The organism is Paenibacillus sp. P4_A7, assembly GCF_056402455.1.
Map to the genome: position 1 here is coordinate 1 of NZ_JBFUHJ010000129.1, position 12,961 is coordinate 12,961.

Annotated in this window: 6 protein-coding genes and 1 pseudogene; 1 reads left to right on the forward strand and 6 read right to left on the reverse strand. The window is 48.5% G+C overall.

Going from position 1 to position 12,961, the window contains the following annotated elements:
• Positions 1-215, forward strand: a pseudogene (locus AC1DWN_RS16655) (IS110 family transposase); the annotation flags it as partial.
• A 277-nt stretch (positions 216-492) separates the two neighbouring features.
• On the opposite strand, the gene AC1DWN_RS16660 reads toward AC1DWN_RS16655, so the two are convergent.
• The 6 genes from AC1DWN_RS16660 to AC1DWN_RS16685 form a co-directional block, all read right to left on the reverse strand.
• Positions 493-5,943 (reverse strand): DUF4838 domain-containing protein, encoded by a 5,451-nt coding sequence (locus AC1DWN_RS16660; RefSeq protein WP_477560024.1) that lies wholly within the window; start codon positions 5,941-5,943, stop codon positions 493-495.
• Positions 5,944-6,043: 100 nt separating this feature from the next.
• The gene (locus tag AC1DWN_RS16665) at positions 6,044-8,764 is read right to left on the reverse strand and encodes a family 78 glycoside hydrolase catalytic domain (protein ID WP_477560025.1); all 2,721 of its coding nucleotides are present in this window, start codon (positions 8,762-8,764) and stop codon (positions 6,044-6,046) included.
• A 7-nt stretch (positions 8,765-8,771) separates the two neighbouring features.
• Positions 8,772-9,608, reverse strand: coding sequence for a carbohydrate ABC transporter permease (locus AC1DWN_RS16670; protein WP_477560026.1), 837 nt, complete (start codon positions 9,606-9,608; stop codon positions 8,772-8,774).
• Between the two features lie 12 nt (positions 9,609-9,620).
• The gene (locus tag AC1DWN_RS16675) at positions 9,621-10,571 is read right to left on the reverse strand and encodes a carbohydrate ABC transporter permease (RefSeq protein ID WP_477560027.1); all 951 of its coding nucleotides are present in this window, start codon (positions 10,569-10,571) and stop codon (positions 9,621-9,623) included.
• 94 nt (positions 10,572-10,665) lie between these two features.
• Entirely contained in the window at positions 10,666-12,159 is a 1,494-nt protein-coding gene (locus tag AC1DWN_RS16680) for an extracellular solute-binding protein (protein WP_477560028.1), read from the reverse strand.
• A 287-nt stretch (positions 12,160-12,446) separates the two neighbouring features.
• Positions 12,447-12,961 (reverse strand): helix-turn-helix transcriptional regulator (locus tag AC1DWN_RS16685; RefSeq protein WP_477560029.1); only part of this gene is annotated, 515 nt, incomplete at its 5' end.

The following is a 12,961-nucleotide window of genomic DNA, read 5'->3' on the forward strand; positions in this document are numbered from 1 at the left end:
TCACGAAACATGGCTCCAGAAGGCTTCGTACAGCCCTGTATCAAGCTGTGCGATGTGGTATTCGTAGTAATAGAAACAAGAAATTAAGAGCTTACTACGATAAAAAGCGTGCGGAAGGAAAACTGTTCAAAGTAGCGGTAATTGCTTGTGTAAACAAACTCATCCACTGGATTTTTGCCATCTTGACTTCCAAAGAAGCATTTCGGCTAGAATGATCAGCATGAAATAGAAAAAAGATGAAATATATTCCTGTGCCGAAGGGGACGGTTATTTGTCATATCTTTTTTTAAGTATACTACTCCTGAAATCGGCCATTAATAATTAAATATTGACAAGCTATTAGCTGGAATAGCGTAATGAAGCAGCCGATCATTGTGGTCGGCTGCTTCCATGTTTTTATTGAACTATCGTTTCCCGTTAGCGCAATGACCTGCCCCTGCATCTATGTTACGTTTAACCGCTAAGTCAGGTACAGCGTAACTGACCGCTTGATTATGGAGTCTTCTTTAACAGCTCTATATCGTCGAAATAAATCTTCTCGCCCGTATTGAAATCATTCATGATAACTTGGATTTGTATCGAGGTGACTCCTTCTTCAGCTTCGAATTCGAGCTCAAACGGAGTCCATGTTCCTTGCGATACGGCAACGTTCCTTTTTTCCGAAGCCAGGCTTTTAACGACCGCGCCGGTGCTATCCTTTTGCTGGACGAACCAGTACAAGGTTCCGCGCGTATCCGCCGACGTATTGTAATGGATTACGCCAAGATAACGGCCGGCTTCAACTCCGGTAGAGACGACTTGATAAGGGCCGCCGCCTCCCGCTTCATTCTGTCCCGGCTGCAGTCCGTCGGCCATCAGACTGTAATCTCCGGTACGYTTGACTGCAGCGGAACGGGAGAATCCGCCTCCCCAAATGCTCCAATTTGCCGGAGCGGTCTCCGAATCCCATTGCTCGAAAGACTGGTTTAGCGCGTGCTGCTGAAATCCTTCCGTGTTGCTGCTAGGAACCGCCATGGGACTTGTCATTACTCCTTCCGTATCTCTGTAAGAAACTTTATAGACGATGCTTTGTTCCCATTGTTTAGACGAAGGCAGGAGTTCCGGAATAACGAGCGTTGCCTTCTTCGAAGCCGCATCCCAGCCGATCGACGAAGGTACGAGCGATTCCCAGGCTTTGCCGTTGATAATTCTTTCAACTGTGAAATCGGAGACGACAGGCGTCGTTCCAGGGTTCGTCATGAATGTCGCCACAAGATTTCCCTCTGCCGCCTCCACATTAGCAAGCGGCTTAGCCAAATTTATCGTTTTGTATAATTCGATATCGTCGAAATAGATGGTGTCGCCCTTCTTAAAATCTTTCATGTGAATAAGAAATTCAACCGAAGCGACGCCCTCTTCCGCATCGAATTCGAATTCGAAAGGCGTCCACTTTTCCTTCGATATGGCGGCGGGTCTAAGTTCAGAGGCTATGCTTTTCACAACCGCGCCTTTGCTGTCCTTTAACTGCATAAACCAGGAAAGTTTCCCCGCTGTATTCGCTAGCGTGTTAAATCGGAAAACCCCCGTATAATGGCCGGGACCAAGAGGCACCGTTTGAAGTGGGCCGCCTCCACCTGCTTCGTTCTGCCCAGGCTGCAGACCATCAGCGGCCAGGCTGTAATTTCCCGTGCGTTTAATCGTATCGGAGCGGGTGAAGCCTTGCCCCCAGAAGATCCAATGGTCCGCAACGGTTTGCGAGCTCCATTGTTCGAAGGAGGAGTTCAGCCCGATTGATTCATGCCCTTGAACATTCACGGGTAAGAGCACTGCGAGCGAGTTCGCAGGAGCCGTACTCCGATACGTCACGGTATAGGCAATATTTTGCTCCCACACTTTCTCTTTCACTGCAGGAACATTCAAGATGGCTTTATTCTCATCGGCTATCCATGTAAAGCCGGTTGGCGTAATCGTCGAGGACAAGCCGTTTATTTTTCTCACGACCGTAAAGTCTCCGGCAACGGGCGTCGTATTCGGTTGTTCATGGAAAGAAACGTAAAGCGCATCATCCGACAATTGTACCCCCGATACGACGATCGGAAGAGGCGGATCTTGTTCGGCGGATTGGTACACTTCGAAGTCATCGATATACATGTCCCCGCCTTCAAAGAAGCCGTTTACCGTATTGCTGACCTTGACTTGCTTCACGGCAATGCCATTGATCGTCTCTGGCACATTGTCCATGACGGAAATTTCGGTCCATCTCCCCAGCGTAGCGGAGTATGCCTGTTGGCTGCTTTTGATGGTTTTCAAAGTTGCGCCGTTTTCGTCCAATAGGTCCAACTGCAGCCAAGTATCGCYGACTGAACGAGTACCGGAAGTATAATAACGCATCTGAGCCGTGATTAATCCCGGCTTGACGGGCAACGTCTGGCTAAGCGTCCCATAATAAAATTTGTGCAAATAGAGGCAGGAATTTCCGGAATAACAGCTATCCGACCGTTCTACCCGCTGGAATTCGCCAAAGTTTAATACGGATGTTTCCCAAGCGTCTGCCGTATTTGTACCTGACTCGAATGAAGGATTTAGGTTAATGGTTTCTCCCGCTAATGCATGTTGTATCAAACGGGCATAATTCCAAGTTCCTTCATCCCGATCGGCCGCCATCTCATCGATTCGTTTAAGCAAGGGCTCCGCTTCTAGTTCATGCTGCCGGATATAGGAGACAAGTGCCCATACATGAGACGGATTCCATCCTGACCATACGAGTCCTTCCCTTACTGGATGCCAAGGATGTTCCAAAATCGGGTCTCCCTTCATCGCGTCTACGAGCTCGATTCTTTTTATTGCGTAGTCCGCTTTGATTTGCCCCTTGGCTCCTTCCTCCAATAATTGCATGGCGGACTGTAAATCCTCAGGATTCTGCATTTTCTTCGGGTAACTCAGGGCTGAAGCTTCATAGTATTCGAATTGCCGATACATTATTTGTGCGCGCGCTTTTTGTTGAGGGGTCTCTGCTTTCGCCAAGACGGACTCCAACAGGGCTCGGCTAGCCTTCATGTCCGCGTCCGTGACCTCTTCAAGATAATTGTTCATATAGAAAGATAGGAAGGTAATTCCTTTTCTCTCCTGGAACCAATCCGTCGATTGGATCCGCTTGGTCCAAAAGTTTTCCCAAAGGTCAAAGTAAGCCTTCAAATCAGCGGCGGCATTCTTCCCTACGGCTCTCTCGTACCAATCGTTCAGAAGCACATCCACGTCTTGGTCGGCATTCCATAATAGCTTGGATAGAAGCCATATCTTCGGCCCTTCTCCCCAGTTCTGCCACATTTCTCCGAAGTAGGCGATGCCGCCCTCATCTTTAAAATATTTCAGATACTCGGCCATGAGATGATTGTAGACCCTTGGCAGGGTATACGGCGTCCCAAACACATAATCATAGAATGCTAGATTGTCCGTAACCGCATTCCACGCTTCAATGCTCGCTTGATCCTTGGCTCGAACGCCATCATCGATCCACGCCATGCGGTCTTTAGTGAAGTAAGGAATAACCCTCGGATTTAAATCGAAAGATGGCGGATCGTTTACTTCCTCATAGGCCAGCACTCCAAACCATTTATCGGGGTATACTTTAAGTACCCCTTCGACGACTTTGTTCACCCAGGTGAAGTAGATATCCGACATATCCGTTCGCCCGAGCGAATTCTTCTTGGTCGGTCTGTCCGGGTGCCCCGGCTCATCTTCGCAGAATCCCCATCCATCGTTGACAGCGAGCGAGAACGAAGTCTTCTCGGGATTCTTGTCGAAGTAATCGATAATCGAATCGATTGCAGCCTTCACCGTTCCCGATTCTGTAAAGCAGGGCTGCCAAAACATATCCGAAGTCGGAATGTACCTTTCTCCGTTGCGCATCGGATAAAACTCAGGATGTGTCGTCGGATAATTCTCGCCGGGATATCCCGGAAGAGGCATGAATAAATACCATAAATTGTGTTGATAACCGATGATCCGGTCGTTCAGTCGATTGTGGAGCCCCCATTCGTAATTCAAGCTATTATCCGTAGCCCAGCTATAGTTCGGCGTATGTGTTCCGAATATGGTCCTGGATTTCATATCCGGCTCCTGCTTGATTAATTCCAGAGGAACATACAGATCGGCGCTCTGCGGTACATCTTCTCCGTCAGGCCCCGGAAGCAGCCATCGTACGCCAACATAACGTTCAAGGAAATCCAGAGCGCCGTATTGCGTTCCGTAAGCGGTCGGTCCGATGATCGTAATCCGGTCTGCTTTGGAATCGATAATAAATCCGTCAGCGTCCATCCCCTGCAGAAGCCCCGAGTAATACGCTTGATCTTCTGCACGGCTTACGCCAACGAAGATTTTTTTCAGCTGGCTGTAGGATTGTTCGTTGGATGCAAGCTGATCTACTGTAATCTGCGACAGCTGCGCTCCGGTAGATTTCTTTAAGTAGTCCGTCAGCGCGTTAGCCGCTTGCCTAATAGGTTCCGCTGCTCCCGAAGGAACGACGACGACGGCAAGCGCTTGCCCGTTCTTCACGACGGCCATGCTGGACGGGATACTAACGGGGGGTGCCCCCCCGGAGGCTACGCCTGTTCCTTCAACAACGTTCGGTTGCTTCTCGAACGTAGATAGTTTTCCCTTCTCGCTTATCGAAGCCTTCTCTATCTTTCCTTGACCGGTTACGTGAATGAGCGCATTGATGATCAGAGAGAGAACGGTTGTTTCCTTTCCAATGTCGATTCTCGTATTTGCTGCTTGCTCAGCAACGGATAGAAGTTGGATTACGCCTTTCGGAATTTCGATAACAAGGCTCTCAGACTCTACGTCGACATGTTCAAATCTTCCGATCAACGTAACTTTAGCCTCAGGGATTAAAGAATCCGTTAGCCTTACGTATTTAAAGCCCGAGCTGCCGTTCGTACTTGCATTTTCCAAAATGGCGGAAGACTTCACGCTCATTTCGGCGACCGTTGTCTTGCCTTCCGTGACAATCCGAACGATGCCCGTTTTCTTGTCTATCGTCACGCTTACGAGCGCACTGTCGACGAAGTGAATGCTGTTCTTTCCCCCGCCCTTGACGGTAGTGGTTCCCAGCACCGTAACGTTGCGAAGATAGACCTCCCCTTGGCCGATCGCTTCGTCTAAAAGCAGGTTACCGGCAATCTTCATGTTCTGCAGCGTCGCTCCGGAAGCGCTTACAATTGCGTCTCCTTGAACCGTTCGAATACCCGCTGAAGGCCCGTACGTACCCGCCATGTTGAAATGGACCGACTTCTTCGATTTCAGCGCCCGGTCAAGGGTCACCACTGCTTCTGCCCGCGTCATGTAGGCTAGCGGCTTAAAGCTGCCGTCTCCGTAGCCTAACATCACTTTTTCGTTTGCCGCAGCTCCTACCGCTCCTCGGCTCCAATCTGGGATAGTATCGGCATCAGTGAATTCGCTGACACCGTCTGTGTACTGCTGACGGTCGAACCCGAGCAACCGGGAGAGTATTAAAGCCGCTTCCTGTCTGCTGATCTGAAGGTTAACGCCGATTTCCCCTTTCCCTAAGCCTTCGACATATCCTTCCCGAACCGCGATGGCCACATCATCATAAGCCCAGTTCGATTGTTCAAGATCGGCAAAAGCGATTTTCGCCTTGTCGTTATAACCGAAGGACCGGTTGATAAGCGCCATCCACTCACCCCGGCTTATGGTTTGATCCGGTCTGATCGTCCCGTCGGCATAGCCTTTAATCAAACCGGATTCGCTCCACCGAGACAATTGCTCCGCCGCCCAATGGCCGTTCAAATCGGAGAAAACCGTTTTAGACGCTGCGGAACTTCGGAACGCACTTTCCGCAGCGCCGAAAGCCTTCGGAGCGGGGAAATAAAGATTCGTGCAAATCAAACAAATAACCAATACGGTCAATCTGATCTTTTTAAATAATGTGTTAGTCTTAACCATAACGGACCTCCTGTTATTAATCGTCTGCATGCCATAGCCTCCTCGATAATGTTTTGTTCCGGATACTATCGAAAGCATTGAACTTGCCGCCAACCCTTCCTCAATTTGGCATAGGCATCCCCCCCTTAACAGACACAAACGAATACTCGCCCGATCCGACCTCGAAGATAGCCTGATCGCCTTCGACGCCTKCAAATTGAACGTCAGCGGACTTTAATACGGGCTCGCCGTTGACGAATATGGACCGATACTGCCCATTCAGAACATTCACATACACCTCTGCGGTTGTATTTACCGGGATGGCAATGTTCAGGCGGTATTGTCCATCCGACAGCTCCCAATGGCTGATTATTTTGCCGTAAACACATTCGAACTCACCCCGGGCATAGGTAAGATTACCGCCAAGTATGGGACGGATCATGATACGCTTGAATCCGGGATGCAGCGGATCGGCATCGATCCCGGCGACTGTGCGAAATAACCATTCCCCCACAGAGCCCAAGCTGTAATGGTTAAGGGAGTTCATAACCGGATCCTGAAACCCTTGCTTCTCTGTCCAGCCATCCCACCTCTCCCAGATTGTGGTCGCCCCGTGTTTAATCGAATAGCCCCAGGAAGGAAACGTATCCTGCAGCAGAAGCCGATAAGCGGCATCCGGACGCCCGCCCCTGGTGAGCACGGGCAGCAAATAAGATACCCCGAGAAATCCGGTTGAAAGATGTCCGCCGCGCTTGTCAATGTCTTCAACAAGATGACTTACCGCATGCCGCTCATTTTCACCGGACAGAAGCTTCATCTGAAGAGCCAGCACATAAGCCGTTTGCGTATTCCCCTTGATCCGGCCTTCAGGACCGACAAAGGCTCTGTTAAAAGCCGACCGGATGTTCTCTAGCAAGGCCGAATACGTCTCAGCATCATTCGATCTCCCTAACACACGGGCAATATTCTCCATAATTGATGCGCTATAAGCGAAATAAGCGGTCGCGATCACATCCTTGGGCGTATCGGCATCTATGGATAACCAATCCCCGAAGCCGTATTCTCCCACGACATAGTCCTCGCTGACTCCGAGTACAAATTGTATCCATCTGCGATAGGATTCGTAATGCTCTTGCAACACTCTGAGATCTCCATACACCTGATAGAGCGTCCAAGGAATAATGACCCCCGCATCCCCCCAACCTGGAGAGAGCTTCTGGTTATAGGGATTGTTATCCGTCAGCAAATATCGGGTAAGCCCGCCCTCGGGATTCACGATATGAAAGTTGCCGCTTTCCTGCTGCGCATCGGCCATATCGATCATATATTTGCGGAAAAAGGAAGCGACATCCATGTTATAAGCGGCTGTGCGAATGAAAACCTGCGCATCTCCCGTCCATCCCCAGCGCTCATCCCTCTGCGGACAATCCGTCGGCACGCTGAGAAAATTATCCCTCCCGCTCCAAACAATGTTGCTTTGCAGTCGGTTGATCATCGGATTGGATGTGGAAAATGCCCCTGTCAAAGCTAGTGCCGAATGAACAACCTGTCCGACAACGGAATGCACCACAGCTTCCCCGCAGGATGCCGTTACCTCCACGTACTGGAACCCGTGATACGTAAACTGCGGCGCGTRGGTTTCCACATCATCGCCTTTAAGAATATAGATGTCGGTTTGTCCGGCGCCTCGCAAATTTGCCGTATATAAAGAGCCGTCCGTATCGAGTATCTCACCGTAACGGAGCGTAACCCGGGAGCCTGCCAGCCCGGAAAGCGTAATCCGCACCCAGCCGGAGATATTCTGTCCCAAATCGTAAATCATCTGAACGTCCGACCGCTTACTCGTATTTTGCGGAACAAGTTCCTCTATGATCTGTACCGGAGGATCCACCTGCGCAACAAGCTTGACCCCATCGCGAGCACGCACATCAGCCGCTAACCAACTGCCGTCATCGAACCCCACCTCATCCCAACCGAAGTGTTCTCTTCGCGCATCGAAGATTTCACCCATAATGATATCTGCCGCCAGTACAGGCCCAGTGTTGGCTTTCCAAGATTCATCCGAAATTATCCTCTCCGTTGTGCCATCCTCATACTCGATGTTCAACTGAAACAATAAGTATGGCTCGGTTCCGTACTGATGCTTTCCAATGCTGGCGATATGGCCCGCATACCAACCGCTGCCGAGTAAAGCCGCCACCGCATTGTCACCTATTAATAGAAGGGAAGTAACATCATAGGTCTGATACAGCACCCGGATATTGTAATCAGTCCAACCCGGAGCAAAGTAGTCGTCGCCAACCCGCTGTCCGTTTATGCGCAGCGTATAAAGCCCCAAAGCAGTTGCAAATACAGTAGCTCGGACAACGGAACGTTGCAGTTGAAAAGATTTCCGTACGCAGGGGCAGGGGCCTAGTTCCCGTTCCTTCAGATCGGCATCCTGATCGGACAGTTCGATGTGGCAATCGTTCATACCGATCCACTTGGCATGCCAATCTTCAGGCTGAAGCAGCCCTGTTGAAAATATTGCAGGCTCGCTCCATGGCGTTGCGACGCCTTCCTTATCCCACACCTGAACCGACCAATAGTAAACGGTATTCGACTTCAATGCGATTCCGTCAAACTCGACATGAACGGATTGATCGGATTTGACCTTGCCGCTATCCCATACGCCGCCTATCTGATCGTCAAGGATCGCTAGATTGGAATCGACGATGATCCGATAAGCCGTTTGTCTTTGCGCCCGTTGATCGGATTGTAGAATCCAACAGAATCTTGGCTTCAGCACATCGATTCCAAGAGGGTTCTCTTTGTATTCGGTCTTCAGTTTTGTAATTCGCAATGTTCCTCTATCCTTTCACGGCGCCCAATGTAGCGCCCTCCATAATTCTGCGCTGCAAAAAAATATACATGAAGATCAGCGGAATCATCGTGATCATGAGTCCGGCAAACAAGGTTACCCAATCGGCCTTGTATTGCATAATTTGACTGGCCTGATACATGGCGACGCCGATCGTATACTTATCCGGGTCTCCCAAGTAAATGAACGGCCCCAAGAAATTGTTATACAAGCCGAGACACTTGAATATGGCCACCGTGACGATCCCGGCAGTCGAAAGCGGCATAATGATCTTGAAGAAAATTTGGAAGATCGATGCCCCGTCGATCGCGCCGCTCTCCTCGAGCTCCTTCGGCAGAGATTGCATAAAGCCGCTCAACATCATCAAAAAGAAGGCGCTTTCGCTGAAGCTATCTAAAATAATGATTCCGGTCAGACTGTTAGTTAGATGCAAATCGCGCATCAAAATATACTGTGGGATTAATGCATTGATTCCCGGGAGGAACAGAGACAACATGATGATGCCCCACATCAGCTTTCTCCCTCTAAACTCCAAGCGAGTCAGCACGTAAGCGTTAATAGCCGTCAAGAACGTACCGATCACTAAACTTGCGCCAACGTAGTAAACCGTATTGACCATTGCACTTCCTATTCCATATTCCTTCCAGGCATCTTTATAGTTACTCCATTGCAGAACCCCTGGTAGATTCCACACGCTTTGGAAAAACTCCTGATTTGTCTTGAGCGATTCATAGAATACCCAGATCATAGGAAACAGGATCGTCACTGACCAGATCAGGAGAATGATGTACCACCAAGCATCGACTATCGTTCTTCTCTCTCTCATTGCTGCCCCTCCCTAGTATTCGGTATCCCGATTTGTCGTGAACTTATCGATCACAAGCTTAGTTACAATTAGGATAACGAACAACATCATCCCGATCGCCGATGCGTATCCATAGTTGTGAATTCCCCCACCGAACGCGATATTGAACATATATAAGCCGATTACATCTGTCGAGCCCGAGGGTCCTCCGTTCGTTAAGATCAAGATGTTCTCGAAACCCTTGAACACGCCTAGCATTATAAATAAAACGGCTACGCGAATAATMGGGGTCATGAGCGGGATCGTAATCTTAAAGAGCCGCACCCGGTGGCTTGCTCCTTCGAGAATCGCCGCTTCGTAGAGCGATTTCGGAATCGTGCTCATCGCATTCAGAAAAATGACGAAATAGAACCCTACGGCGCCCCAGACAGAAGGTGGAATCGTCGCCCACAAGGCGGCTTTCTTCTCACCTAGCCAATAATAATTTCCGATATCCACACCGATCAATCGCAGCCCGGCATTCAGCAAACCGAAGGATCCGTCGTATACGAAGGACCACAGTAAGGAAACGGCAACCAAAGAGAGCACATTTGGGAAAAAAAATAGCACTTTAAACACCGAATTGAATCGGTACCCCTTATTAGCTAGCAAATACGCAAGGATGATTGATATGAAAACAACAAGTGGAGTAATGGTTACCATAAGTAGCACGTTATGCCATAGTGCCCGCCATACGTAGTCATCTTGAAACATCTCTTTGAAATTGTTCAGGCCGACGTATACAGGATCTTTAATTCCATCCCAATTCAATAAAGAGTAATAGACCGACAACAAATTCGGGTACAACGTAAACAGAATATATCCTCCGAAAGCTGGAATTGTTGCCAGTAAGATAAACAATCTCTTCTGAAACTTGGCCTTCTGCTTCCAATGTTTACTTGGGGATGCTGTTGCGCGCACGACAGGATTACGCAGTTCATTCATCGTGATGTCGCTCCTTTTACTATTCACGGAGCGCTTGATACCTTCAGCGCTCCGTGATAATTTCCTATTAAATACGTTCCTTGATGTCGTTCTATTATTTCTTAGCGGCAATTGCTTTGGCGAGCAGCTCCTCGGCCTCTTTCAGCTTAGGCTGTGGATCTTGCTTACCTGAAGCGATATCGTTCATCGACTCATCTATAAACCTTCTCGCCTTTTCCGCATTCGGATCGGTTAACGAAACGCTGCGTGCCTCGCTAGTGCCTTTAACAGGGTTGTTTTTCATATATTCCAGAACGGCTTTCGGTGCATCCTGCAGCTTATCGACCAAAGCAGCATCGTTCATGAAGTCGGTACGCACGGGCAGCCCGCCCGCTTTCTCCGCAAAACGCTGTTGGACATCCAGGTTCCACATCCAAGCGAGAAACTCCTTGGCCCACTTCTTGTTCAGTTCCGGTTTAGCAGCCCAAATGTAATGGCCGCCGCCTGCATAGATTTGATAATATTTAGTGCTGTCCGGATTATCGTTCATCGGCGCCAGCATGAATCCCCATTTAAATCCTTCGGGAATCGAATCCTTCATTTCGTTCTGTACCCATTCACCCGTCGAAGCCAATGCGGCTTGTCCTTGAAGCAGTTGCATTTGCGATTGCGTGTGGTTTAGCGCAGCTACGCCTTCCGGGAATGCCTTCTTCTTGGCTAGCTCGGCAATCCGGTTATAAACGCCTAAGCTTTCCGGAGATGTATAGAAAGGTGCTTTAAAATTTCTAAAGTCATCATTGAATTTTTCTAAAGTCCCGCTACTTTCGGCGATTTCGAACATTTGTGCGATTCCGAAGCTAAAGTTCAAGTAAACCGGGAATTTGCCGGGATAAGTAATCGGGATTAGACCCGCTTGTTTAATAGAATCGGTAAGCGCCGTGAACTCGCTCCAGTTTTTCGGATTTTGATTCCAGCCATTTTTCTCGAATAGCGCTTTGTTGTAGAAAAGACCTGTTACGCTTTGCCCGTAAGGAAGAGCATACATTTTATCGAGAATAACGGTTCTTCCTTCGTAAATACCCGATTGAAGCTCCTTCAACGTCTTCCCTTCATTATCGAATGCTTTGTGATCCCAGAGATCGTCCTGCGGCTCCAGCTTTCCGGCTTCCACTAGGCTGGTTGCCATTGCTGCACCTCCGCCCGGAAGGGAAATCGAGAAAATATCAAACATATCGTCATCGTTTTTAGCCGCTATTTTCGTACCGCTAATCGTATCGATCTTAGGGGAATAAGTCGTATCGAAGCTTACGTTCGGAAATTTCTTCGTGAACGTTTCAATGGCGTAGTCGATCCATTCCCGGCCGCTGCCATTTTCCCAATAACCGAATTTCAAGGTCACTTTCTCGTCTTTTGGAAGGCCATTTTCAGGATAAATATTAGATTCGCTGGCGCTCGCTTCAGGGCTTGCTGTCGTGCTTCCTGCCGCTGAACCGGTTTCTTGACTATTGGAAGCTTGAGAATTGTTATTGCCATTACTACACGCTGCCGTCATAACTACTAGAAGCAAACAGATAAACGATAATCCCCAAATCTTAGCTTTGTTTTTCATAGATGAACCCTCCAGATTATTTTGTTTTTTTAATTACTCGTTTCCTTACTCATTTCTATACATCCTTAAAGCTCTTCCTCCGTTCCGAAGCGGCCATTCATACGTCCGACGCTTCGGAAATAAAAGTAACATCCCCGCTCTTTCGCGGTATATAGACCATTTTCCAGCGATAGATGGAAAGGAAGTAGTTCCGTTTTTGAGACGATAGACATTAAGTCAGCAATAGATATTTCTCCAGATGATTGCTTATTTCGTGAAAAAAGAAGCCTGCAACACCATGCAGGGCTTCAATTCGAACTATTTTTCTTGCGGTATTGGCCTGGGGTTTCACCAGTATGCTTCTTAAATACTCGAATGAAAGTTAATGACTGATCATACCCGACGAAACGACCGATATCCTGAATCGCCTCATCCGTCTCCAAGAGCAATTGTTCCGATTTCTCCATCCTTACCTTGGATACATACTCGACGAACTTCATCCCGAATACTTCTCGAAATAGATGGCTTAAATATTTGGCGTTTAATCCGAATTCGTCGCTTAGATGGGTGAGCGATAGATCGGGGTTGCTATAATTGTCGGCGATATACGTTTTAACTTGATGCATAAGCTGGTGGGACGACTTGTTCTCACGAAGCTTATTTAGTTTGTCGTAGGCATCCTTCAGAATATCGTGTATGGCCTGATAAACTTCTTCTTGCGTTTCTTCTTCAAGCGCCATCAGCAAGGAAGGCTGTACATTTTGAATCCAAACATTGTTTAATTCTTCGGTCAGCTCAGCCATTTCCTTCTGCAAATACCCAA

Excerpts from the sequence above, each read along its gene's own strand:
- AC1DWN_RS16670 (WP_477560026.1), bottom strand. The coding sequence starts at position 9,608 with ATGAGAGAGAGAAGAACGATAGTCGATGCTTGGTGGTACATCATTCTC.
- AC1DWN_RS16680 (WP_477560028.1), bottom strand. The coding sequence starts at position 12,159 with ATGAAAAACAAAGCTAAGATTTGGGGATTATCGTTTATCTGTTTGCTT.